General features: G+C 44.9%; 23 protein-coding genes. 7 read left to right on the top strand and 16 right to left on the bottom strand.

From position 1 onward, the window contains the following. Positions 1–20 precede the first annotated feature (20 nt). Positions 21–1,298, top strand: coding sequence for an NAD(P)/FAD-dependent oxidoreductase (locus CYL31_RS16320; protein WP_212916228.1), 1,278 nt, complete (start codon positions 21–23; stop codon positions 1,296–1,298). A 38-nt stretch (positions 1,299–1,336) separates the two neighbouring features. Here the strand turns inward: CYL31_RS16320 and CYL31_RS16325 are convergent, their stop codons facing one another. The 6 genes from CYL31_RS16325 to CYL31_RS16350 form a co-directional block, all read right to left on the bottom strand. Then, positions 1,337–2,047, bottom strand: a complete 711-nt coding sequence (locus CYL31_RS16325; RefSeq protein WP_212916229.1) for a glutamine amidotransferase-related protein — start codon at positions 2,045–2,047, stop codon at positions 1,337–1,339. A gap of 35 nt (positions 2,048–2,082) precedes the next feature. Then, entirely contained in the window at positions 2,083–2,901 is an 819-nt protein-coding gene (locus CYL31_RS16330) for an ABC transporter permease subunit (RefSeq protein ID WP_212916230.1), read from the bottom strand. Then, the gene (locus CYL31_RS16335; RefSeq protein ID WP_212916231.1) at positions 2,898–3,788 is read right to left on the bottom strand and encodes an ABC transporter permease subunit; all 891 of its coding nucleotides are present in this window, start codon (positions 3,786–3,788) and stop codon (positions 2,898–2,900) included. The genes CYL31_RS16330 and CYL31_RS16335 overlap by 4 nt, the downstream gene beginning before the upstream one ends. Then, the gene (locus tag CYL31_RS16340) at positions 3,785–4,939 is read right to left on the bottom strand and encodes an ABC transporter ATP-binding protein (protein WP_212916232.1); all 1,155 of its coding nucleotides are present in this window, start codon (positions 4,937–4,939) and stop codon (positions 3,785–3,787) included. Before CYL31_RS16340 ends, CYL31_RS16335 begins: the two co-directional genes overlap by 4 nt. Before the next feature lie 68 nt (positions 4,940–5,007). Beyond that, entirely contained in the window at positions 5,008–6,093 is a 1,086-nt protein-coding gene (locus tag CYL31_RS16345) for a polyamine ABC transporter substrate-binding protein (protein ID WP_212916233.1), read from the bottom strand. A 66-nt stretch (positions 6,094–6,159) separates the two neighbouring features. Beyond that, positions 6,160–7,494, bottom strand: a complete 1,335-nt coding sequence (locus CYL31_RS16350; protein WP_072841108.1) for a glutamine synthetase family protein — start codon at positions 7,492–7,494, stop codon at positions 6,160–6,162. 361 nt (positions 7,495–7,855) lie between these two features. Here CYL31_RS16350 and CYL31_RS16355 point away from each other — a divergent pair, with 361 nt between their 5' ends. Continuing rightward, positions 7,856–8,680, top strand: coding sequence for a response regulator transcription factor (locus tag CYL31_RS16355; RefSeq protein ID WP_212916234.1), 825 nt, complete (start codon positions 7,856–7,858; stop codon positions 8,678–8,680). A 37-nt stretch (positions 8,681–8,717) separates the two neighbouring features. Here the strand turns inward: CYL31_RS16355 and CYL31_RS16360 are convergent, their stop codons facing one another. Then, complete coding sequence (locus CYL31_RS16360) at positions 8,718–10,001, bottom strand: NAD(P)/FAD-dependent oxidoreductase (protein ID WP_212916235.1); 1,284 nt, start codon at positions 9,999–10,001, stop codon at positions 8,718–8,720. 45 nt (positions 10,002–10,046) lie between these two features. Beyond that, positions 10,047–11,534, bottom strand: coding sequence for an aldehyde dehydrogenase (locus CYL31_RS16365; protein ID WP_212916236.1), 1,488 nt, complete (start codon positions 11,532–11,534; stop codon positions 10,047–10,049). Positions 11,535–11,827: 293 nt separating this feature from the next. Between CYL31_RS16365 and CYL31_RS16370 the strand changes: the two genes are divergently transcribed. Continuing rightward, positions 11,828–13,114, top strand: a complete 1,287-nt coding sequence (locus CYL31_RS16370; protein ID WP_212916237.1) for an MFS transporter — start codon at positions 11,828–11,830, stop codon at positions 13,112–13,114. 32 nt (positions 13,115–13,146) lie between these two features. On the opposite strand, the gene CYL31_RS16375 is transcribed toward CYL31_RS16370, so the two are convergent. After that, the gene (locus tag CYL31_RS16375; protein ID WP_212916238.1) at positions 13,147–13,755 is read right to left on the bottom strand and encodes a LysE/ArgO family amino acid transporter; all 609 of its coding nucleotides are present in this window, start codon (positions 13,753–13,755) and stop codon (positions 13,147–13,149) included. A 143-nt stretch (positions 13,756–13,898) separates the two neighbouring features. On the opposite strand from CYL31_RS16375, the gene CYL31_RS16380 reads away from it, so the two are divergent. Continuing rightward, positions 13,899–14,777: an ArgP/LysG family DNA-binding transcriptional regulator gene (locus tag CYL31_RS16380; protein ID WP_212916239.1), complete on the top strand. Its 879-nt coding sequence runs from the start codon at positions 13,899–13,901 to the stop codon at positions 14,775–14,777. 93 nt (positions 14,778–14,870) lie between these two features. Beyond that, complete coding sequence (gene galU, locus CYL31_RS16385) at positions 14,871–15,707, top strand: UTP--glucose-1-phosphate uridylyltransferase GalU (protein WP_212916240.1); 837 nt, start codon at positions 14,871–14,873, stop codon at positions 15,705–15,707. Positions 15,708–15,803: 96 nt separating this feature from the next. Here the strand turns inward: galU and yjfF are convergent, their stop codons facing one another. From yjfF to CYL31_RS16415, 6 genes are all read right to left on the bottom strand, one after another. After that, on the bottom strand, positions 15,804–16,772 hold the full coding sequence (gene yjfF, locus CYL31_RS16390) for a galactofuranose ABC transporter, permease protein YjfF (RefSeq protein ID WP_212916241.1): 969 nt from the start codon (positions 16,770–16,772) through the stop codon (positions 15,804–15,806). Then, a complete protein-coding gene (locus CYL31_RS16395) occupies positions 16,769–17,812 on the bottom strand; it encodes an ABC transporter permease (protein WP_212916242.1) in 1,044 nt (347 codons plus the stop codon). Before CYL31_RS16395 ends, yjfF begins: the two co-directional genes overlap by 4 nt. A 64-nt stretch (positions 17,813–17,876) precedes the next feature. Then, positions 17,877–19,430, bottom strand: a complete 1,554-nt coding sequence (locus CYL31_RS16400; protein ID WP_212916243.1) for a sugar ABC transporter ATP-binding protein — start codon at positions 19,428–19,430, stop codon at positions 17,877–17,879. 75 nt (positions 19,431–19,505) lie between these two features. After that, positions 19,506–20,492 (bottom strand): ABC transporter substrate-binding protein, encoded by a 987-nt coding sequence (locus tag CYL31_RS16405; RefSeq protein WP_283248209.1) that lies wholly within the window; start codon positions 20,490–20,492, stop codon positions 19,506–19,508. 219 nt (positions 20,493–20,711) lie between these two features. After that, the gene (locus CYL31_RS16410; RefSeq protein WP_212916244.1) at positions 20,712–21,659 is read right to left on the bottom strand and encodes an AEC family transporter; all 948 of its coding nucleotides are present in this window, start codon (positions 21,657–21,659) and stop codon (positions 20,712–20,714) included. A gap of 152 nt (positions 21,660–21,811) precedes the next feature. After that, positions 21,812–22,732, bottom strand: coding sequence for a LysR family transcriptional regulator (locus CYL31_RS16415; RefSeq protein ID WP_212916245.1), 921 nt, complete (start codon positions 22,730–22,732; stop codon positions 21,812–21,814). Positions 22,733–22,865: 133 nt separating this feature from the next. On the opposite strand from CYL31_RS16415, the gene CYL31_RS16420 reads away from it, so the two are divergent. Beyond that, positions 22,866–23,564, top strand: coding sequence for a pirin family protein (locus CYL31_RS16420; protein ID WP_212916246.1), 699 nt, complete (start codon positions 22,866–22,868; stop codon positions 23,562–23,564). A gap of 47 nt (positions 23,565–23,611) precedes the next feature. Here CYL31_RS16420 and CYL31_RS16425 read toward each other — a convergent pair whose 3' ends face one another. After that, positions 23,612–24,811: a methyltransferase gene (locus CYL31_RS16425; protein WP_249411613.1), complete on the bottom strand. Its 1,200-nt coding sequence runs from the start codon at positions 24,809–24,811 to the stop codon at positions 23,612–23,614. Between the two features lie 179 nt (positions 24,812–24,990). On the opposite strand from CYL31_RS16425, the gene CYL31_RS16430 reads away from it, so the two are divergent. Next, the gene (locus CYL31_RS16430; RefSeq protein WP_212916248.1) at positions 24,991–26,187 is read left to right on the top strand and encodes an amino acid aminotransferase; all 1,197 of its coding nucleotides are present in this window, start codon (positions 24,991–24,993) and stop codon (positions 26,185–26,187) included. Positions 26,188–26,215: the final 28 nt, after the last annotated feature.

The following is a 26,215-nucleotide window of genomic DNA, read 5'->3' on the forward strand; positions in this document are numbered from 1 at the left end:
GTTTTCAAAGGACTCACCAAGTGAATACTCACGAAGCATCCTACTACGCCGCAACAGCGAATATACAGACAGATTACCCAAACCTAACAGGCGAACAAGAAACCGATATCTGTATTATTGGTGGTGGTTTTACTGGCGTTTCTGCCGCACTGCATTTAGCTGAAGCTGGCTTTAAAGTAAGTTTAGTCGAAGCCAATAAAATTGGCTGGGGAGCGTCTGGTCGTAATGGTGGTCAGATTTGCCAAGGTCATAACATGGGCCACGAAGACATGATAAAACAGGTCGGCAAAGACACCGCCGATTTGCTATGGCAAAGCTCGGTGGACTCGGTTGCTTTAGTGAAAGAACTTGTTAAGCGCTACAACATAGATTGCGACTTGACTGCAGGCGTTTTGCACGTCGCCAGCAAACGCCGTCATGGTGACGAAATTAAAGAATCCGTGGAATACAAACGCAATACATTAGGCTACAGCGCAGTCGACTATCTAACCGCTGACGAGGTTGCTAAAAAACTCGGCACGGACCGTTATTTTGGTGGCGAATTTTATCAAGAAGGCGCGCACATTCATCCGCTTAACTTCGTCTTAGGCATGGCGCAATCGGCAACTGCTCATGGCGCCACGCTTTACGAAAACTCCACTGTCATCTCTTATAAAACGGGTGAGAAACCGGAGGTTATTACCGAAAAAGGCAAGATACGTTGTCGCTACCTGCTATTCGCTTGCAATGGTTATTTGGGCAAACTTAATGGCGCAGCGGCGAAAAAAATCATGCCGATTAATAACTTCATTATTGCCACGGAACCCTTGAGTGATGAACAGGCAAATCGCATCAATGCTGAACGAGTCGCAGTGGCTGATTCAAAATTTGTGGTGAACTATTTCCGCCTGTCTGCTGACCAACGTTTGCTTTGGGGCGGCGGTGAAAACTACAGCCAACATTTCCCCAAAGACATCGCGAGCTTTGTAAAAAAGCACATGGTTGAAGTTTATCCAGAACTGGCCTCTCACAAAATTGATTACGCTTGGGGTGGCACTTTAGCCATCACGCTAAATCGCATGCCGCATATTGCTCGACAAGAGCAAAATATCTTTGTCGCACAAGGTTATTCTGGTCATGGCGTGGCGCTGGCGACTTACGCGGGCGCTATTTTTGCAAAAGCGGTACAAGGTTCTCTAGAAGGCATAGACGCCTTTGAGCGTTTACCGATAAAAGACTTCCCCGGCGGTACATTACTGCGTTGGCCGGGGTTAGTCGCGGGGATGTTGTATTACTCTATGCTGGATCGATTACCCTAACAAAATACAAAAGCCGTTTCACAGAGAGTCTTTATTTTTTAAGACTCTTTCTTTAAAAACAAACCAATCCACGACATCATCTGATTAGAATGAATGTCGCTGCTTTCAAGAGAATTTAAAGCTGTCTTGGCTTGCTCTTGAGTAAGTTGCTTACCATCGTATAAATTGACCAAGGCTTTTTCATACACTTTGGAAAACTCAGGATGCCCCTGAAAAGTCAAAATATGATCTTCATAAAGCAAGCCTGCATTTTCACAAAACTCTGAACGTAAAATCACTCGCGCACGTGCAGGCTTTTCAACGACCTGATCCTGATGAAAAGCACACAAGGCAAGCTCTTTTGCCTCTGGAAGCACTGGCAAAGATCCACATATATCATATTGATGAATGCCTACGCCCCAGCCGCCTTGGAATTTTTCAACGCGTCCGCCCAATGCACGAGCAATGATTTGATGGCCAAAACATATGCCGACCAAAGGACGCTGTAACTGATCGATTTCTTTGATCAAAGTGCACAAGCGCAGAATCCAAGGCTCATCAGAATAGGCATCGGCTTTCGATCCGGTAATCAACCAAGCATCACATTCTTCAGCACTATTTGGGAACTCATCTAAACGCACATCATATGTAACAAAAGAAAAATCCTGTTGTAATTTCCCCAGCTGTTCGGCAAACATATTGGCGTAGGTTGGGAACTCGCCCAGTAAAGAATCAGGTGTAATACCTGCAGCAAGAATACCGATCTTCATTCATTTATCCTTAAAATGTTTTTCAATAAACAGCACTATTTATTCGTATCTTTAAAACGATTTTGTCTATGCATAATTACAATCGCCGCGATGACAGCAATCGACACCGTCACTATCATCAAGGTCGCCAAAGCGTTCACTTCTGGCGTCACGCCTAAACGGACTTTCGAAAAAATCACCATTGGCAAGGTGCTGTTACCTGGGCCAGAAACAAAACTGGCAATCACTAAGTCATCCAACGACAAGGTAAAAGACAACAACCAACCAGAGATAATCGCAGGTGCAATCAAAGGCAAAGTAATCAAAAAGAACAAGGATATAGGTTTGGCACCTAGATCCATCGCCGCTTCTTCTAATGTCTCATCCAAAGAAGCTAAGCGAGATTGCACAACCACGGCCACATAAGCCAAACAAAAGGTTGTATGAGCGATAACGATGGTGGTTACACCACGACCAGCAGGCCAGCCAAACATATTTTCCAAAGACACAAATAACAACAGCAAAGACAAGCCAGTAATGACTTCCGGCATCACCAAAGGCGCTGTCACCCAACCGGTTAACATGGCTTTGCCTGCAAACTTACGCATTCGACTCAAGACAAAACCCGCTAAAGTACCCAACACAGACGCCAAGGTCGCACTGATAAAAGCGATTTTCAGACTTACCCAAGCCGCACTCATAATTTGCTCGTTGCGGAACAATTCGACGTACCATTTTAACGACCAACCGCCCCACACTGTGACCAGTTTGGATTCATTAAAGCTATACACAATCAAGGCAATAATCGGCGCATACAGAAACACAAAGCCCGCACCAGCCATCACTTTTAAAGCTACTGAACTGCCCTGTTTCATTCGGCCTCCTTATTGCTGTTTCGCATAAACATAATTGGCCCAACCAAAACAATCAGCATGACCACCGCCACGGCAGATGCCAAAGGCCAATCACGATTTAAAAAGAACTCATCCCACAACACACGGCCAATCATCAAGGTATCCGATCCGCCCAACAAGGCCGGAATCACATACTCCCCAACCGCAGGAATAAACACTAACAAACAGCCAGCAATAATCCCCGGCTTCGCCAATGGCAAGGTCACCAAGAAGAATGACTGATAAGGCTTCGCACCTAAATCTTGCGCCGCATCAAGCAGATTTAAATCCATTTTTTCCAGAGTGGTATACAAGGGCAAAATCATAAACGGTAGATAGGTATAAACAATGCCAAGATAGACAGCAAAGTCGGTCTGCAGAATTTGAATTGGCTGATCAATAATGCCAGTAGCCAGTAAGAAATCGTTAACCAAGCCATTCTTTTTCAACAAGGCCATCCAAGCGTAAACACGCAATAGAAAAGACGTCCAAAAAGGCAAAATAACCAAGGCGAGCAAAATCGTCCGCATAGTGGGACGACTGCGAGCAATCAAATAGGCTATCGGAAAACCAATTAGCAAAGCAAAAAACGTCGATATGGCCGCTATTTTTAACGAGCTTAAATACGCATCCAAATAAAAGCGTGATTCAAACAAATACAGGTAGTTGCCAAACGTCACTTTAAACGTGAGATAAGCATTGCTCGAATCCCATTGCAGCAAAGGTGAATACGGCGGCACCGCAATCATGGCTTCAGCTAGGGAGATCTTGAACACCACCAAAAAAGGAATAAAGAAAAACGCTGCCAACCACAACATTGGCACCAGAATAACCGCCATTCGCCCCAAACGCAGCTTACTCAACATCATGCTACTAACACAACGCAGCTATCCGCGTCCCAAGAGAGGAAAACGCGATCTTCCCATGTTAAACGGTTGCCCATTTCGCGAGATACATTGGGCTGAGTAATGCGAATTTCTTTGCCGAAATTAAGACGAACTTTGAATATCGACTGACTGCCCATATACGCCACATCAGAAATCACACCCGTTGTGGCATTTACTGCTAAATCGATTGGCTCACGGCTAATACGAATTTTTTCAGGACGAATCGCCACGCTCACATTTTGGTTCGGCGCGCCACTAATGCCATGGTCAACTTTCAATAATCCATCGATATCCGAGCTACGAATTGTTGTACTGTCCCGCTCTTCATCCATTACAGTACCGTCAAACAAATTAACGTTTCCAATAAATTCGGCAACAAATCGGTTTTGCGGATATTCATATACTTCATGAGGTTCTGCCGTCTGAACAATGTCGCCATTGTTCATCACGCCAATACGCGTTGCCAAAGTCATGGCTTCCTCTTGGTCATGAGTGACCACAATAAAGGTAATACCCAACTCATCTTGCAAACGCATTAATTCAAACTGAGTCTCTTCACGCAGTTTTTTATCCAAAGCACCCAATGGCTCGTCTAACAGTAAAAGCTTTGGACGCTTTACCAAAGAACGAGCCAAAGCAACGCGCTGACGCTGTCCTCCAGACAACATGTGAGGTTTGCGTTTCGCTAGATGGCCTAACTGAACCATGCCTAAAATTTCAGCAACACGTTTATTTACTTCTGCGCTTTTTAACCCTTCACGCTTCAAACCGAAAGCCACGTTGGCTTCGACCGATAAATGCGGGAACAAGGCATAAGATTGAAACATCATATTAACCGGACGTTCCCAAGGTGGAATGCCAGTCATATCAACGCCATCAATTAGAATACGACCGGACGTTGGCTCTTCAAATCCTGCCAACATTCGTAACAAGGTACTTTTCCCTGAACCTGAGCCACCCAATAAACAAAAAAGTTCATTGCGATAAATATCAAGCGATACCGAATTAACCGCAGTAAACTGGCCAAATTGCTTGGTGATTTGTTCAATTTGCACAAATGGCTTAGCGTCTTTTTGACGCCATGTCGGCACAGATTGCGTCTGTACAGTAGAAGTATTGGGAAAAGCAGACATAACCTACGACCTATCCAAATGATTGAGCGAAAAAATGGCGGAGCAAGAAAGCCCCGCCGATACGTCGATTAACGACCTGTTTTAATATTCGTCCATGCACGAGTCAAAGAACGATCAAAACGCGCCGTGTGAGCAACTTGTACATAAAGCTTATCCTTCACAGCTTGCGTAGGATAAATACCCTTGTTGGAAACCACTTCATCGTCCAACAATGGCTCAGCGGCTTTATTCGGCACGGCATAATACACATAGTTAGAAATCGACGCAGCTACTTCTGGGCGCAAAATATAATTAATAAATGCCAATGCCGCCGCAGGATGTGGTGCATCCGCTGGAATCGCCATCAAATCAAACCACACCAAGGTGCCTTCTTTTGGAATCACGAAATTGATATCAACACCTTGATTGGCTTCTTCTGCTCGGCCTTGGGATTGAAGAATGTCACCGTTATAACCGATAGCAACACAAATCTCGCCATTCGCTAGATCAGAAATATAGGTACTAGAATGGAAATATTTAATAAAAGGACGAGCTTGGCTCATCAATTTTGCCGATGCTTCCAACTCTTTCGTGTCTTCTGAATTTGGATCAACTTGACGGTAATTATTGACGATAGACATCACCTCGGCTGGTGAATCCAATACCGCAATGCCACAGTCTTTCAACTTAGCCGCAATCTCAGGGTTGAATAAAATATCCCATGAATCGATATCACTGGTACCCAAACGTTCTTCGATCATTTGCGTGTTGTAACCAATACCGATTGTTCCCCAAGCATAAGGAATGTTGTGTTGGTTGCCCGCATCGTGTTTTTCGATTTGTTTAAGCAAGGTGCCATCCAAATTACCGATGTTGCTTAATTTGCTTTTATCGATCGTCTGATAAACGCCCGCTTTCACTTGGCGTTCGAAAAAGGAGTTCGACGGCATAACGACATCGTAACCCGAACCGCCAGCCATCATTTTGGCTTCTAAAGCTTCGTTACTGTCGTATACATCGTAGTTCACTTTAATGCCAGTTTCAGCGGTAAACTGCTCCAAAGTGCCTGGTGCCATATAGTCAGACCAGTTGTAAATATTAACGACGTCTTGTGCGTGAAGTGTTGCAGAGCTAGCCGCACATGCGAGCATAAAACCAAGCGTTTTGTTTTTCATTTAGGGATCTCCCACTATTAACTAATAAATAAGCTAATGACATTGGCAAAAGCCAACGTTTAAACTTTATAAGTACGCTTCGTATTCCACATCGGAAATACGCCCATAGATTTTTTCCTGCTCTTGCTCCTTCACCGCACTAAACACTCGGACAAAGGTGTCACCAAGATATTCACACATAAATGCACTGTCTTTAAACGCTTCCGTCGCCAATTCCCAACGATTTGGTAAGGCTTCATAGCGTTCATAAACGGCGTATGCGTCCCCTATAATTGGCTCAGGCGGTGACATTTTGGCTTCTATACCATGCAATGCTGCGCCCAATATTGCCGCCAACACAAGATAAGGGTTCGCATCCGCACCAGCGACTCGATGCTCTATACGACGAGCCTCGCATTCGCTTTCCGGTATGCGTACAGCAACCGTGCGGTTCTCATAACCCCAACTTGCAAAAGTTGGCGCATGAGCACCATTTTGAAAACGGCGGTAAGAGTTCATATGTGGCGCAAATACCAGCATAGATTCTGGCATATGATCCAACAAACCTGCCACCGCTTGATGAAGCAGCAAAGAGCCATCTTCATCACCGTTATCAAATACGTTTTTGCCTGTTTCATCCAGCAAACTAAAATGCACATGCATCCCGCTGCCGCTTTTATTGGCATAAGGTTTTGCCATAAAGGTGGAACCCAAGTCATGACGACGGGCAACACCTTTGACCAGGCGTTTAAAAAGGATCGCATGATCGGCGGATAATACTGCGTCATTGGTGTGTTGCATATTAATTTCGAACTGTCCAGGACCTAATTCTGACACTATCGTATCAGCCGGAATTCCCTGAGCTTCGCAAGCCTCACGAACCTCGGTAAAAAAGCCTTCCAACCCATCCATTTCATCGATCGAATAACAATCTGTTTCGCTCAACCTACGACCATTTCCATCGTTAATAATTGGCTCTTCTGGACGACGTTTAAATTCGGATTCACCATCCAATAAATAAAACTCCAGCTCAGTCGCCACTACTGGCGTTAGACCTAATGCTTTATAACGATCAACAATACGCACTAGGATCTGCCGTGGATCAGGATAAAAAGGCGTGCCATCCATATTGAACATCATGGCTAACACTTGATCTCGGGGCGATTCCGCCCAAGGCACAGATGTCGGCTCATCATAAACAGGCATGCAAACGCCGTCGGTATCTCCGGTTTCAAAGACCAAACCATTGGTAAGAACATCATCCCCCCAGTTGTCAAAGCCAATAACCGATTGCGGCAATTTAACGCCTTGGGCCATAACAGTGTCTAAACCACTCGCAGGAATGCGCTTACCTCGAAGATTGCCATTTAAATCGGCAATAAATAAATCAAACTCTGTGTTCCCTTCGTTCATTTCCGACATATAAAATACTCTTCTAAAATGGGGCAACAGTTAGAAAGTTGCTGAATAAAAGCTGAACTTTGTGTCGATACCGATCTTTTAATGGATTGTTTTTATTCACTCCTGATCACAATAATTTCACATTACCCTAAGCAAATGTTATGAGTAACTATCCCCAAGTGGGTATATGCAAAAATGATGGCAAGTCGTTATAAAAACTAAATAATTGTTCAACTTCTTGCATTGTCATGAGATAGAAATCAATTTCCAAGATAAGACTTTCCCTAGAATATAGGTAAACGCATCAAAATGGATCGATGGAAATAAACACAAAACATAAGCGCCCTAATTTGAAGCAAACAGGAAATAAATCGAGGCAGGTATGCAAAAAAACATCACCTTAGAACATCCAACTATTTCAGAGCTAATTCGGGATTTGGCCACGCTAACCAACTATGTGCGTGTACCTAGTTTCCCTGCCATGCTAGATGATTTTTTGAGCAAGCTTTGCCATTTCGACACCATTACTATCATCACTTATAAAAAAGCCCTCAAACCCATATTGATTCACCCACAAGACCCAGCACAACAAAGTGCTGCGCTGCGCTTTTATTTGAGTAAAGCCTATCTTTTAGATCCGGTTTTTAATGGTATTCAAATGGGAATTTCGCCAGGAATTTACCGTCTGGCAGATTTATCCCCTGACTCCTTTGAAGATACAGAGTACTACCAAACTTGTTATCGCGATTTTGACTTGGTAGATGAAATTAACCTGATCATTCCGCTAAATAAAGACACCAGGTGCGCGATTTCATTGGGCAGAAAGAAGGCCATAGGCTCAATCCGCCGCACCGAACTGAATCACCTAAAAAGCCTTTTTCCTATGATTGATGCGCTTGTTTGCCAATTTTGGTTATCCCAAGAAAGCGAATATGTAGAGAAAACCACCAGCTCTGGGCCGCTAAACTACGCATTAAAAACCTTTGCTCGCGGCGTACTGACAAATAGAGAACAGGAAGTGCTGGAATTGTTGTTGCGTGGCCATTCGTCAAAATCCATTGCAGATCTATTGGAAATTAGTGCGGGAACAGTGAAAGTCCATCGCAAGAATATCCACTCCCGACTCAATACTTCGACACAATCGGAAATTTTCACGTTATTTCTCACTCATCTAGATCATCATGATGAAACTAGACGAGCCTCGTAGCGCTGATCGCTGATCGCTGATCGATAAACGCTAGAGATTAAATGCCTAACTTATCTCGTAAGCTATAATACATTGCGCCCATCGCCGTATAAGGCACACGCAATAAACGGCCGCCTGGGAATGGATACTGAGGCATGCTGGCAAACACTTCGTAACGAGTAATATCCCCTTCGATCGCATCAGCCAAGATCTCTCCCATCAAATGAGAGTTTGTTACACCATGGCCCGAATAACCTTGCGCGTAATACAGGTTATCACCAATTTTACCTACTTGCGGCATACGCATCATGGTTAATAAGAAATTTCCCGTCCAAGCAAAATCGATCTTAACGTCTTTCAACATAGGATAAGTTTTAAGCATTTTACGGCCAATAATCGCTTCGATTTTATCCGGTTCACGAGCGCCATAGGTGGTACCACCACCATAAATTAAACGTCCATCGCCAGATAATCGGTAATAATCCAATAAATAATTACCGTCTTCCACACAATGATCCGTAGGCAATAACTGCTTTTGTAAATCCTTAGAAAGCGGTTCAGTAGCAATGACCTGAGTGCCACAAGGCATGGCTTTTTTCTCCACTTCTGGAATTAAACCAAACACGTACGCATTTCCCGCCACAACAACCGTATCCGCGACAATCGAACCATTTTCCGTAATAATTTTGGCAGGCTTGCCTTGCTCGATCCGAATGACTTTTGAATCCTCATAAATCACGCCACCTAAAGATTCAAACGCCCGCGCCTGACCCAAGACCAAATTCAAGGGCTGAATATGACCACCATGAATGTCTAACAAGCCACCCGCATAACGTTCGGAGCCAATATGGTCTTGAATAGAAGACGCGGACAATAGCGTCAGGCCTTCATGTCCATGGGCTTCCCAAAGGGCTTTTTTCGCTTTTAGCGATTCGAACTGTTTAGAATTGCAAGCAGCAAAAATATTGCCCGTTTTCAAATCGCAATCTATGTTGTATTTAGCCACGCGTTGACGAATCAAAGCTTGACCCGAAAACGCCATCGCCGCCATTTTTTCACCAATAACCTCACCGTATTGGGCGGTAATGTAGTCAATGTCGCGGTTAAAGCTATTTACTATCTGACCACCATTACGACCAGAAGCACCAAAGCCAATTCGAGAGCCTTCTAATACCACGACCTTATGGCCCCTTTCGGCCAAACTCAACGCGGTGGAAATGCCCGTAAATCCAGCACCAATCACACAAACGTCAAAACGTTGCTCCCCCGCTAACTGAGGACGTAACACCTTATCGTTGGCAGAATCAGCATAATACGAGTTCACATGACTTGGTGAAGGCATAAACTAGGTACTCCTTTCGAAAGCATTAATCTTTAACCATTATGATTAAAGACGTATCCAAGTGTTTTTGATTTCGGTGTATTTTTCGAGCGCATGCCAAGACTTATCACGGCCATTACCCGACGCTTTCACACCACCAAACGGCACGGTTGTATCGCCATCACCCCAGGTATTTACCCACACCATGCCAGATTCAAGCTTGCGACTAACGCGATGAGCGCGAGACAAATCATTGGTCCAAATCGCCGCGCCTAAGCCATATTTAGAGTCGTTGGCAAGCTCAATGGCTTCCTCTTCCGTTTCAAAGGTCATCACCGCCAACACAGGACCAAATACTTCTTCTTGCACGAAACGCATCGTGTGATCAGCATCGGAGAAAATCGTCGGATTCATAAAGAAGCCTTTACCTTGCTGATACTCAGGCACGCCACCAAGTTCTAGCGTTGCACCGTCATCAATAGCACTTTGGATAAAACCTGACACGGTATCAAACTGGGCTTTGTCGACCATTGGCCCCATTTTCGTCGCTGGATCGAGTGGATCTGCTGGCACATATTCACGGGCAGCTTTTAGTAGCTCGACCATAAATTCCTCTTTGATACTGCTGTGCAAATACAAACGCGAGCAAGCAATGCAGACTTCTCCTTGGTTGGTGAAAATCGCTGTTGCAGCGCCTTTGGCTGCGGCTTTTATATCTTTGCAATCATCAAACACCAAACAAGGCGATTTGCCACCCGCTTCCAGCCAAACACGCTTCATATTGGATTGACCTGCGTACTGCATCAACATGCCAGCCACACGACTAGAACCAGTAAACGCCAAGGTGCCAATATCATGATGTAACGCCAGCGCCTTGCCCGCCGTATGACCAAACCCTGGCAACACATTAAACACACCATCAGGCATTCCAGCTTCAGTCGCTAATTGCGCAATGCGTAACGCACTTAATGGTGATTTTTCGGAAGGTTTCAGAATGACACTATTGCCTGCGGCAAGCGCAGGCGCAATTTTCCACATTACCATCATCAGCGGATAATTCCACGGTGTAATAATAGCAACCACACCTAACGGTTCGCGGCTAATTAAGGCAAGGTTCTGTGGATTCGTTGGGGCAATTTCGCCATAGAGTTTATCAATGCATTCTGCCGACCAACGCAAACAATCAAGCGAATCAGGCACATCAATGCCGACCATCTCGGAAATAGATTTCCCCATGTCGAGGGTATCAATCAAGGCTAGCTCATCTTGATGCTGTTCCAACAAGTCCGCCCATTTTTGCAAAATACGCTTGCGTTTGCCCGGCGCCAATTCCGACCAAACACCGCTTTTGAAGGTTTGCTTTGCCGCAGCCACAGCAAGATCAACATCGGCGCTGTCGCAGCTAGCCACCTTAGCAAGTAATGATTCATCGCTTGGATTGATGCAATCGAATGTCTCGCCGCTTTGCGCAGCAACAAATTGTCCATTGATGTAAGCGTCATATGGCACCTTAACGGTGGCTCGCAACGCTTGCCATTCTTGATAGGTTTTCATGTTATGTCCTTTCTTAAATGGTTCATTTTTCGCTCTATTGTCTAAACTAACTGAGCAAGATAATAAAACACCATATCCCTTAGGAGGTATGTGATTTGCATAAGATATTGCCATGCAGCAATCCGTACCGTCACAATTTATGGGCTATGATATGTTCTATGACTAAAAATACGAATTCATCACCTGCTTGTCATTGCAATCAGGGACTCAATCCGTATAGTCAGCCGAAATAATGATCAACCCGACCCATTATGAATTTTATGTTTACTATAGAAAGCCCAAAAGGACACTGAATGTTAAAGCAAACCCTGTTCCCCATCTGGAGTCTGCTCATAGGTATTGCTGTACTCACCATGGCAAGCGCCTTGCAAAGCTCACTGATCGGTATTCGAGCCTCTATTGAGGGGTTTAATACGACAGCGACAGGTTTGATTATGTCCGCCTACTATCTTGGCTTTATACTTGGCTCCCTTTTGGTGCCAAACTGGGTCAAAAATGTGGGCCATATTCGAGTCTTTGCCGCTGTGGCATCTTTAGCTTCTATTACCATTTTGATGCAATCGGTTGTGGTTAACCCATGGTTCTGGATGTTAATGCGAATGGGCACAGGCTTGTGTTACGCAGGTCTATTTATTGTTACCGAAAGCTGGCTAAACGATATCGCAACCAACAAAACCCGCGGTCGTTTATTTTCGATTTATATTATCGAAATTTGGGCAAGCCAAACCATCAGTCAGCTATTATTAAACCTATCGTCTCCTAGCGGTTACGGTTTGTTCATCTTGACCTCAGTATTAATTTCTTTAGCTGTTGTGCCGTTATTGTTGGTTCGAACGCCATCTCCCACCATCAACGTGCCGGAAAAACTCAATATTCTTGGTTTGATTAAAACCGCACCACTCGGTGTTACAGGTGTCACCATTGCTGGGGCAACCTCGGGGGCACTATTAGGTCTAGGCGCACTCTATGCCAAAACCATCGGCTTGAACATTGCTGAGATTTCGATTTTTATTGGCGCAAGTTATGTAGGCGGGATGTTACTACAATGGCCAATAGGGAAATTATCTGATCGCCAAGATCGTCGTGTCACCATACTTTGGGTTGGCGTTGTCGGCGCATTAGTAGCCTTTATTGTGCCGCTAGGTGGCGTAATAAATAGCCAAATATTAATGATGGTCGGCATGTTTGCATTGGGTGCATTTACCTTCCCTATGTATTCGCTTGCCTCTTCTCATATGAATGACCAATTACGTCCAGAGCAAATCCTCTCCGCGAGTAGTGGCATGATATTGCTGAACGGTATTGGCGGGATGTTAGGACCTTTAATAGCGGCGGCCTTAATGGATACGCTACAAATAAACGCCTTATTCTGGTTTGTCGCTAGTCTTAATATGACGGTTGCACTGGTTGCCCTGTATCGCATCAACCGCAAACCAGCCATGATCATCGAAGAGCAAGGGGATCAAATCCCAGTTGCCCTTACGGTATCATCTGTAGCAACCGCAGAAATGCTTGTCGAGGCAGACTCTTCTAACACAACAGTAGAAGAAAAAAGCCACGAAGTGGAGATTAAGCTTTAAAAACCGATAACAACCACACAACGCTTGTGCAGTTATGACAAGGGTTGTGTGGCGATTTTAAGAGCAATACTCCAGATTAAGATCGCATTGATGCGGTTAAACCAACGCCAGAACAATGCTTTTTCTAACCACTTGGCGCAGAGCTTTCCGACTAAAGCCAAAGACAAAAACCACAGTACAGATGCACAAACTCCACCAAAAACAAACTCCCATTTCGCCCCTTGCCATTGGTTTGCTAAGCTCCCCATTAAAATCATGGTATCCAAATAAAAATGCGGATTGAGCCAAGTCACCGCAAAGCCCATCATAATCAGTGGCCATAAAGCGAGACGTTTACTGTATTGCCGCAAAATCAAATGCTCTTCTTGAAAAGACGCTCGCCATTTACCTATGGCAAACCACACCAAGAAAGCCACGCCAGCCCAACGAGATACTGACAACAGCCAATCATGGCTTTGCAAGATCAAGCCTAAACCAAAGGCTCCGAGCGCAATGGAAATGGCATCGCTCAAAACAAACAACAAGGCAATCGGAAACGCATAGTGTCGCTTCAGCGCTTGCTCTAATAAAAAACTGTTTTGCGCACCAACCGCGACAATCAATCCACCGCCCGTAATCGCTCCACTCACAAATGCCAGCACAATCTTCTCCAATTTACCTATTACCTAAAAAGTTTCGTCTAAAAAGTATCTTTTACAACGTTCCTTCCAAAAAGTGGCTTGATCTTACGTAAAGCAGGTAATAAATTAAAATTAATTAAACTAAAGTTATATTAGATAAAATTATGATGGATTATAAAGCACTCTCCTCTCTTCATGCTGTTTTGAAATTCCAAAGCTTTGACAAAGCGGCGGAATATCTTCATCTAACGCAATCTGCCGTGTCACAAAACATAAAACGCTTGGAGCAAGAATGCGGTCGCCCTTTACTTATTCGCGCAAGGCCTGTGGTTGCCACACCACTTGGTGAACAGATGCTGGCGCATTTCAATAAAGTCACCATGCTAGAAGAAGGCTTACAAGAAGCTATTCAAGGTAATCAGGCAACTCAACCGATAAGTATTGCCGTCAACAACGATGTACTCGCTACTTGGTTTACCGAGGTGGTTAATCAGTTCTCTGCGACGGATGACACCAAACTTCATATTAAAGCCGCCGACCAAGCTAAAACTCGCGCCTTATTACAAACTGGCGAAGTAGTCGCTTGTATTAGTCAAATTGGTACGCCAGTGTCTGGTGGCGATTCAATATTTCTTGGCAATATGTATTATGAACTGGTCGCCACGCCTAGTTTTATTGGAGAGCATTTAAAAGGTGACCTTAGCGCCGAGGCCGTTCTAAAATCCCCATCTTTGATTTATGACGAGCATGATGAACTCTGGGCACGCTATCAAAATGAGTGTTTAGAAGTCAAAACCGATATTAGCCACAGTCATTGGTATCCATCTTCACATGGCTTTGTTGAGCTGGTAATGGGTGGCACAGTCTGTGCTTTAGTACCTAGTATTCAAATTAAACAGAAAATAAAAAGCAAGAAACTGGTATCCTTGCTGCCAAACAAGCGTCTGGCCTTGCCTCTTTATTGGCATTGGTACAAACTTAATTCACCTGTATTAGATAGGTTAACCAAGGTGATATTAACTGTCACACGAGAATCTTTATAATAAAGTCATTCGTTAAGACAGGCTGCTATATATTAATTTTGGACAGTCACTTTTTGGTCCGCCATTTAACATAACTATATTTAAGGAAAAATTATGATTCGTAAATGTCTATTCCCTGTTGCTGGTTATGGCACACGTTTTTTGCCTGCCACTAAATCCATGCCAAAAGAAATGCTTCCTATCGTAAATAAGCCTTTGGTTCAATATGGTGTAGAAGAAGCGGTCAAAGCGGGTTTGGACAACGTAACTTTCGTGACTGGTCGTGGTAAGCGTGCTATTGCCGACCATTTCGATATCAGCTACGAGCTTGAGCATCAAATCGCTGGCACCAACAAAGAAAAATACCTAGATGAAATCCGTTACCTAATCGACAACGTCAACTTCTCTTTTACTCGTCAAAACAACATGTTAGGTCTAGGTCATGCGATCCTGACAGGCGAGCCACTAATTGGCGATGAAGCTTTCGGTGTTGTACTAGCAGATGACCTTTGCTTTGGCGAAGACGACGGCGTTATGGCGCAAATGGTTAAACTGTATAACCAATTCCGTTGCACCATTGTTGCTATCGAAGAAGTACCAGAAGACGAAGTACATAAGTACGGTGTGATCCAAGGTGAATCCATGATGGAAGGCCTCTACCGTGTTACCGACATGGTAGAAAAACCGTCTAAAGAAGAAGCGCCATCGAATCTTGCCATCATCGGTCGTTACATTCTAACACCCGATATTTTTGACAAGATCCGTAATACGCCAGCGGGCCGTAACGGCGAAGTGCAAATCACCGACGCCATCTTGCAACAAGCAAAAGAAGGCTGTGTATTAGCTTATAAATTTAAAGGCAAACGCTTTGACTGTGGTAGCGTTGACGGCTTCGTTGAAGCAACCAACTTCTGCTACAAAAATATTTATAAAGACCCTACTGAAGCGTAATTTTCTCTACGGCAAAAAATTGCACTAAAATAGAGCAAATATAGAAACAAAAAACCAGTACTCCTAAAGTACTGGTTTTTTTACGTCAACAAAGCACTAAGCCGCCGAGCGCTTTCTCACCCAAACCACAATACCTTTTTGTAGCAAAATAAAGAATAACAACAAACCACCAACCGCGAGTTTTGTCCACCAGCTGTTTAACGAACCATCAAACGTGATTAAGGTTTGAATAATGCCTTGGATCATTCCCCCCAAGAAAGTACCAAATACATAACCCACGCCACCCGTTAACAAAGTCCCGCCGATAACTACCGCAGCAATGGCATCTAACTCCACGCCAACCGCCGCTAGTGGATAAGCTGAGCTCGTGTAGATAGCAAAGATCACCCCAGACATAGCACTATAAAAACCACTCAAGGCGTAAATTTTAATAATGGTCTTTTTCACTGGTACACCCAACAAAGCGGCAGAATGACTGTCGCCACCCAAGGCATACACGCTCATCCCAAAACGAGTTCTACGGGCTATTAATATCCCCAACGCGAGCAAGACCAACATCGCCATAGCAATAAAGGTCAAACCACCACGTCCTGGCAACGGCACATAAATATCGTATAACCCTGCAATAAAAGGATGATCAATCGGTACGGCGTCTAGGTTGATCAAATACGCCAAACCACGAAACAAAAACATCCCCGCTAAGGTAACGATAAATGCCTGAATCTCGAAAAACGCAATAATTACCCCCATTATCGCACCAAAGGCCACGCCGACAACTAAAGCAATACCAATAGCAAACAAGGGATGCATGCCAGTATTGGTAATTAGATAGGCCATCAGCACGCCGATAAACGCGATCATGGACCCAACTGATAAATCGATACCACCAGACAAAATAACAAATGTCATACCAATAGCTGTAATGATCAAAAATGCGTTATCGGTCAATAAATTTGAAAATACCAAGGTGTCACGAAAGCCTTGATATTGGTACATGCCAAAACCATACAGCATGATGAAAACCAGCAAGGTTGCCAATATCGGCAAATTCCGTTCATTAATCATGCTCTTGTGCTCCCTTTATCGGTACTACTTTTACCTACATTCTTATTCTTCGAGAAGAAGCCTGACAACCATTGACGTGTTTTAGGCGATTGAATCAACAATACCGCAAGAATAATGGTCGCTTTCACCACCAAATTATATTGAGCAGGTAGGCCACTGGTCAGAATCGCCGTGGTTAAAGTTTGAATAATCAGCACACCAACAATCGTCAGTAATAAATAAATACGTCCACCCGCTAACGAAGCGCCAGCCAAAACCACAGCTAAGATAGCATCCAGTTCTAACCACAACCCGGCATTATTGGCATCGGCACCACGAATGTCCGCCGCGAGGATAATGCCGCTCATCGCCGCACAAAAACCGGAAAAAACATAGGCAGACAACACCAGCAATCTCGCTTCAATGCCAACTAAACGACTAGCTCGCACGTTGGCGCCAACCGCTTCAATAAACAACCCCAGCGCGGTTTTTCGCATCACCAACACCGTCAGCACAATCATGCCTATCGCAATCCATACACGAATAGGGAATGCTAAGAAATAGCCATTACCAATGGCGTCTAACACATCAGAATGGAAAGTGACGATTTGTCCTTCGGTAATCATCTGTGCGATACCACGACCAGCCACCATCAAAATTAACGTGGCAACAATAGGTTGGATGTTAAACACAGACACTAATATGCCATTCCACAAGCCACAGATAATTCCAGTGCCCAAGGCACATAAAATAACCAACCACACGGGAAAGTCTGTATTCACCGTCAATACGGCCGTCACAGCACCAGAAATAGCAATCACCGCGCCTACCGACAAATCAATACCGCGAGTACCGATAACCACCGCCATGCCTAATGCCACAATGGCCGTTGGCGTTGCGCGATGCAAAATATCCAACAGGCTACCAAACAGGTGCCCATCTACAATTCTGAGACTCAAAAACCCAGGCGTTATCGATGCGGTAACCAAAATAATCAGCACCAGCGACAACAAGGGAGCGAGTGTTTTTTGATGTTTATGCAGAAAATTATGCTTTTTCATAGGAACAACTACTTTGAATACTGGCTTATAAAAGAGATTAATCGAGAGATTTACAATGAGACTTTTAGCTCGCAATCGTGCGCAATATCGCTTGCTCTGAAACCTCATCACCATGAAGCTCAGATACCTTGTGATGGTCTTTCATCACCACCACGCGATGAGCAAACATGACCAACTCTTCCAGCTCGGAAGAGGCAACTAACAAGCCCATGCCCTGCTCACATAGCTCTTTAATGATCTGGATAATTTCGTGGTGAGCGCCGATATCAATACCGCGTGTTGGCTCGTCTAATATCAGCAAGGCCGGATGCGTAATCAACCAACGGGCAAGAATGACTTTTTGCTGATTCCCTCCGCTTAACTCGCCAATAGGTTTGTCCATGTCAGGCGTTTTTATCGCCAAACGCTGGATCATTTCTTCCACTAGCTTTTGCTGCTCTGCCATGGAAATCGGCGACCACCAACCTTTACTCGCTTGCAACGCAAGGATCATGTTTTCCCTAACGCTCAATTCCGCCACGATGCCGTCTTGCTTACGGTCTTCTGGGCAATACCCCATGCCGACTTGAATCGCACGACGCAAAGAAGACTTAGTCAGTGAATGCTTACCAAGCGTGACATCGCCTTGATCCGGCTTCACCGAGCCATAAGCCAATTCACAAAGCTCAGTACGACCAGAACCTAATAAGCCCGCCACACCAACAATCTCCCCTGCGGCAATACTCAAATCTAACGGCTGAAGGTAGCGTTGTTTGCCGACATTATTTAACTGTAGAAGCTCAGTACGCTCTCTTTTAATAGAGTGGTCATGGGCAGTTGGCGCAAGATCTTCTAAGGATTTCCCCACCATGTGACTGACGAGATCTGAACGCGATAACTCGGCGGTTTTAAAAGTACCAATGCACTCCCCATTGCGTAGAACAGTGATGCTATCGGTAATACTGTAAACCTGATCTAAAAAGTGCGTTACGAAAATAATACCTAAGCCTTCAGATTTCAGACGTGCCATTAAGTCAAACAGCTGCTTGATTTCATCACTGTCTAAACTGGCTGTCGGCTCATCTAAAATCAGCATTTTCGCTTGCGTACTTAACGCTCGGGCAATGGCAACTAATTGCTGAATCGCAATAGAATAAGTATCTAACTGACGTAATGGATCTATGTCTAAACCCACTTGCGCTAATAACTCTCGGGCGCGGATTTCGGCTTTCTTCCAGCTAATCAGACCAAAGGTTTTTTCTTGATGCTGTAATGTCAGGTTTTCCATCACAGACATGGTAGGAATAAGGTTCACTTCTTGATAAACCGTACTTATTCCCAAGCGCTGGGCATGGCCGCTATCAGAAGCACTGATCAAGCTGCCATCTAATAGAATCTCACCACCATCTCGCGGATAAACACCTGTCAGCACCTTAATAAGAGTAGATTTACCGGCACCATTTTCACCCAGTAAAGCGCGAATCTCTCCCTGTTGAATCTGTAAAGACACATCATTCAGAGCTTGAACGCCGGTAAAAGATTTAGATAGATGTTTGATTTCGAGCAAGGGGCTAACTGCGCTCTGCGCTGCCTCGACCGTCTCTTTGACCATCAAGGTTTCATTAACTAATTGCGACATAACGCCGTCTCCGTTCCGCTAACATAAAACAATAATCACACCTAGAAGCGCCTTGCTCCTAGGTGTGTCGCACTATTATTTACGCTTCGCGTATTCCGCAGCAGCTGTATCAGGTAGGTACAAAGGACCGTTTGCTTTGATCCACTTGTCGACTTTTTTACCATCCTGAGCCGCTAGAATGGCATCAAATGCAGGGCCACCAAGATGAGGGTTCAACTCGATAGTCGCATTCGCTTCACCATCTGCCATGGCTTTGAAGATATCTGGAACCGCATCGATAGAAACCACTAAAATGTCTTTGGTTGGTTTCACGCCCGCTTCTTTCATCGCCAAAATCGCACCCAACGCCATATCGTCGTTGTGAGCAAATAGCGCGCAAATATTCTTCGCACCGCCTTCGGCTTTCAAGAAACTTTCCATGACTTCTTTACCGCCTGCACGAGTAAATGAACCAGACTGAGAACGAGTAATCGTCATATTAGGGAAGTTACTAATAACAGAATCAAAGCCCGTCTTACGGTCAATAGCCGCAGATGAACCAACGGAGCCTTGCAACTCAACAATATTACAACGGCCATTGGTTTTCGCTGCTAACCAAGATGCCGCTAACGCGCCTTCTTCTTTAAAATCAGACGCCACTTTCGTTAGGTACAAACTTGGATCTGCCGCCACACCACGGTCAATCAACACAACGGGGATTTTAGCTCGTTGCGCTTCTTTCAATACTTGATCCCAACCGGTTTCCACCACAGGAGCGAGCAAAATACCGTCAACACCTTGAGCGATAAATGAACGCACAGCCTTGATTTGGTTTTCTTGCTTTTGTTGTGCATCGGAGAATTTTAGATCGTAGCCACGGCGTTCAGCTTCGGCTTTAATAGATTCAGTTTCAGACGTCCGCCAGCCACTTTCAGAGCCGATTTGCGAGAAACCTATCGTGAGATCTGCTGCCATCGCCGAAGCGGACAACACAGGAAGTAATACCGAGAAAGTAGTTAACACAGCCTTGCGTTTAAATGCACCCAGCCATGGCAACGAAGAACGAACAGAGAGAGATTGCATACTAGATTCCTTTTTGTTTTTGTTGTTATCTGTACTGAGCCCACATACCCGCTATTGCCGATCATCTGGGACTCTGCAACTGAGAATATAGCCCGCCCTCTCTCCTTTCAAATGCAAGTTACAACGAACTCCATATCAATATTGATATGAAAAAGCACCGTAACATGACTGTTTTATTCACCATATAGTACTTTTTCAGCCATTAAATAAGCCTTTACATCACATCAAATACAACTGACTCAACCAAACACTTACCGGTAAAGTCACCACAGACAGTAAAGTTTGCATCGTAATATAAGCAGACATCCTATCTGCATCGCCCCCTAACTGACGCGCCAACGCATAAGCCGACGTGGCCGTTGGCACGACACCAAATAACACCGCCACCAAGGCTGGTAGGCCACGTACATCAAGCCACCAGCACATTAAGCCAATCACCAAAGGAAACACCACAAAGCGCGCCACAGCAGACATCACAAACGTCATGCCGACAGAGCGAATCGTCTCAAAACGCACACTTGCGCCGACAGCCAGCAACACCAATGGCAACGCTGCCTGAGACAACATGCTAAGCACATCAGAGACTAAAATAATCGGCGTCAGCCCTAACAAATTCAAACTACTACCAAGCACAATAGACACGATCAAAGGGTTGCGAATCAAAGCACCACTTAACAAACGAGACAAGGAATTGGCTGACGAACTATCAACCGAAGACGGCCCATGCATCAAGGTCATGGACACCACCAAAAACACATTAACAGAAGGAATCAACACTGATGCGCCCAACGCCGCCAACACCAAACCATCATTGCCGTACAAACTGCCCGCTAAAGCCAACATAACAAAAGTGTTAAACCTCACACCGGCTTGCAACATAGACGACGCCGTCGGCGCGACCACCTTCATCAGCCAAGTACTGATAAATACAAAAACCGCCGTCACAAACAAGGCAAACAACAAAATAAACGCATATTTCGGCAGCATGGGATTACTGAAATCGATTTGTGACGTCTTACTAAACAACAAAGCAGGAAACAGCACCCAATAAGTAAACTTATCGACACCAGACCAAAAGCCTTCCATCGGAAAACGCCAACGCTGGCATACAGCCCCAGCCATCAACAGCAAAAATACCGGCAACACAGAAAGAGAGAGAGAAAACACAAATACCCCTTAAAAAATAGCCCAAATGCCCCCTGCCCGAAAGCACGAGGTAATCACCTGTAGGTCGGCCTTTAGGCCGTCAAAAGCCCGATAACACCAAACCAAAAACCTTGACGCGCTAAAGCACGACCTACAAGATCGACGGAATTTGTTTAACGAAAGCCTCCTTCGCGAGAATGACAAAGCTGCCAATCCTGAATTGCCAATTGTTCTACAAACCACGACAAACCTTTGCCGGGATCATCTTTGCGCCACGCCAAATACGCCATCTGATTTGGTCTTGGCAACTCACATTGGCGTAGCACTAACCGCCCAGAACTTAACTCATCAGCAATGCGATGTTTCGGCAAATACCCTACGCCTAAACCCAAACATTGCGCTTGAATTTTACTGCGCATAGTATCGACTCTAAGCACTTGCCGACTCTCAAAAATCCCACTGCTACGGGCTGGCAAAATTTTTGAACTATCCGCCACAACAATAGAAGGATATTGGCGCAATTGCGCGGCGGTAATCATCCCGTTGGTCAAAGCCAACGGGTGCGTTGGTGACACCGCAAACACAAACTCTATCTCACCAATGGCTCTAATATGAACATTCCCCTTGGGCAACTCACCCGTCGCGCCAATGACCAAATCCGCCCTATCATCTTGCAGAGCATCCCAACCGCCGCCGACAGCCTCTTCCGACAAGGTCAATTCCACCGGTCTATTCTGCGATAAAAAGTCCCCTACCACAGACATTAAAGGTGACTCTAACAACACCGTATCTCGGGCGATTCGAAGCTTTGGCTCCCAGCCAGACTCAAATTGCTTAATTGAATCTTCTAAACGCATGGCTGCCTCTAAAATGGCTCGACCCTGCTCCAACACTAGGTGACCCGCTGGGGTTAATACGGCTTTTTGTCGTGAGCGATCAAACAAGACCACACCCAAATCGTCTTCCAACTTTTTAACTGTGTAAGTCAAAGCGGACGGCACTTTAAACAGAGCATCCGCCGCGGCCGCAAAACTGCCCAACTGATGAATTGCTTCCAACACCCGTAATGCTTCCAAAGTCACCGCGTATGCCATAGCTCAACCTTTATTCAAATTTTTTGAAATACTAGCTCAAAACCTTCCGATTTTCTTTCTTTTTCCCGACGACTACACTCACTTCATACACCGCAAGCCACTCTGTCTTCCGGTAACTAATAGGAGAAATACCATGATCACTATTCGCAACGCACAAGACCGTGGACACGCAAACTTTGGTTGGCTAGACAGCCATCATACGTTTTCTTTTGGTAGCTACTACGACCCACAACATATGGGCTTTTCAGACCTACGCGTGATCAACGATGACTCCGTCACCCCAGGCGCGGGTTTTGAAACCCATGGTCATAAAGACATGGAAATACTAAGCCTAGTATTAGAAGGTACCATCGCCCACAAAGACAGCGCAGGCAACGTAAAAGAATTACCGGCAGGTGAATACCAACTCATGTCCGCAGGCAAAGGCGTTTACCACAGTGAATTCAACGCCTCTAAAACAGACATGCTGAAATTCCTACAGATTTGGATCATGCCAAATAAACTAGGCGGAGAACCAGGCTACCAACAAAAAGAATTTAGCCAAACACAAGGTTTCACCACCATCATCACACCAGATGGAAAGGATGGCACACTGCACGTTAAACAAAACATGCAACTCATCCAACTGATCCTTGAAGATCAGCAAACTGCCACATGGCAAGCGGACAACAACCGCCATTACTACGTGCACCTGATCGAAGGCGAACTGTCCCTAGGCGACGGCATCACCATGCAACCTGGCGACGGCGCGAAGATTGAAAACGTGTCAGAAATTAACTTTGAGAGACTAAGCGAGCAACGCGTTAAAGCACTGCTTTTTGACTTGGTGTGATTTGATTTAATTCCCTTCTCTATTTTCAACAGTGGGCATAGCAATGCTCACTGTTCTTTTTGTTTCCTCTCAGCCCTGATCATCCAGTTCCTTGGGGTTAGGTTTTTTTCGCAGAATTTGCCTATCTCGACTTTATAGCCGTTTTCTTCTAGGCACATGGCGCGGTCGAGGACGAGCCAGTATTCCAACGCGGGGCGAAACAGCTGGCTAATGGCTTCGAGTTTTTGTATTTGTTGATAACGAGTTTGGCCAATACTTTCAAAATCTTCAAAAGAGGTTTTGCCGATTAAGTCCGTTAGACTTTTTTGCTCGGCTGCCCAGTGACAAAAAGTATCGAAGCCTTGGTTGAGTATGGCTTTTTGAATGGAGGGAACAGGCAGATAGTCGTCTTGCTGACGAGCAGTTCTTTGCCATGCGTCAAAGCCAAGTCGATAAGTCAGTTCAAGTTGTTTAAGACGTTGTTCACGGGCACCAGCGGTGGCGACTTCTTTTACGGCAAGTTTAAGGTCTGCTTGGCGTAAATTAAGTTGGGATTGCTGCGCCAACTGAGATAGCGGGCGATAGAACTCATCTTTCGTCAAATGATAGCAGCATGGAGAAATGCAAAGTTTGCCTGTGTTTGCCACAATCGCTTGTTGGATGAGTTCACGATGCAAGTCTCCACAGGCATGGAGTGCAACGGCACAGTGAGCGTTTGCTAACGCGGGTCGCCCTTCTCCTTTTAGCACATCAGCGTGAGTGAAGGATTGCGGCAGTTTTAGTCGCTTAGCTTCTTGTTCACCCGCTTCGCACAGCGTCTTTTGCCATTCTAGGCTGTGAACTGGCTTGCTGTCTTGAAAGGCTAATAATTTGCCCAAATGACCTTTTCCTGCGCACCATTCTACATAGCTATTGGCTTTTGGCGTATATGCAACAAAGGCTTGGATTTGTGCCCATTTTCGGCCTTTTATTCCCGCTGAGACATAACTTGGAACATCATAAGTAAGTGTTCGCTGCGGTGATTGATCAAGTAAATCAGGCTTTGAAAAGTTAAGTTCGGCTTTTAAATCTGGGCGGACCCGAAATACTTCTACATAAAAAGCCTCACTGTCTATTTCTAGGTTTTCTCGCTCTAAAACCGACGCCAACTCTGGATAGGTATGTTTCCAAGGGTTATCAAGTCGAGCAAAGGTGTCGAACTGCCAGAGTTGAGTATGCGTTTTTAGCCAAGTATCAAGTGATTGAAAGCGCTGTTGGAAAGAGGTCATAAACTGGCTCGTCAGGAAGGAAAAACTAGGTGTCTTTTTTTCTTTACAGTATTGAGGAAATTTCCCTCTCTCTTGCATTGTATTTTGTCATAAAAACGGCAAAATGAAGAGGCTATTCAAGCAACGATCATATTCACAGCGATTTTCCTGTGACATAAAACAAGGACCCCGTAACTATCATGTTCAAGCATCTTAAAGCCGTTTCAGGCGACCCTCTTTTAGCTCTTATTATTGCCCATAAAAATGACACAAACCCAAAGAAAATTGATTTGGGTGTGGGTGTTTATAAAGACGACAATGGCCATACGCCGATTTTAAATACGGTAAAGAAAGCCGAATCCATTTTGCTTGAACAAGAAGACTCTAAAAGTTATCTAGGTATTTACGGTGCCACTGAGTTTGAAGCCATTATCAAAGATTTGATTTTAGGCGAAGGCAATGAATTGATCACTTCTGGTCGTATTCGTTCTACGCAAACACCTGGCGGTACAGGCGCATTAAAAGTGGCGGCGGATTTTATTAGCGCCAACTTGAAAGACGCTCGCCTTTGGGTAAGTGATCCGACTTGGGGTAACCACAAGTCTATTTTCGACTCTGCAGGCGTGGAGGTAAAATCTTACCCTTACTATGATCCAGCAACAAACGGCCTACGTTTTGACGACATGATGGCGAAGTTAGAAGCCGAAGTAAAAGAAGGCGATGTGTTGTTGCTTCATGCTTGCTGCCACAACCCAACAGGTATCGACTTACAATTCGATCACTGGAAAATCCTAACCGATTTCGTTAACAAGCGTGGTTTGTTGCCATTAGTTGATGCGGCATACCAAGGTTTTGGCGACGGCTTAGATGAAGATTTGGCTGGCTTGCGTTATATGGCTGCCAATGTTCAAGATATGTTGATCGCGAACTCTTTCTCGAAAAACTTCGGCATTTACCGTGAACGTTGTGGTGGTTTGAGCGTTATTGCTGCATCTGCAGACGAAGCGAATGCTGCATTCTCTATTATTGGTCAAGCCATTCGTGCGAACTACTCTATGCCGCCTGCTCACGGTGCCGCAGTAGTTTATACCATCATGAGCAACCCAGAACTAAAAGCTGAGTGGATTTTAGAAGTTGCCGCTATGCGTGATCGTATTAATGGTTTACGTGAAAAGCTCGTTGCTAAATTAGCAGCGTCTGGCGTGAGCAAAGATTTTAGCTTCATCAAAGATCAGCGCGGCATGTTCTCTTACTCAGGTTTAACACTAGAGCAAGTTCGTACATTGCGCAGCGAATACGCGATTTACATTGCTGACACAGGCCGCATGAGCATTGCTGGTGTGAGTGATAACAACATCGATTATTTGTGCGAAAGCATTGCGAAAGTTGTAGGTTAATATAAAAAAACGTTACTTGTAAAAGCAA

This window comes from Marinomonas sp. A3A (assembly GCF_018336955.1).
GTDB classification, from domain to species: Bacteria; Pseudomonadota; Gammaproteobacteria; order Pseudomonadales; family Marinomonadaceae; genus Marinomonas; species Marinomonas lutimaris.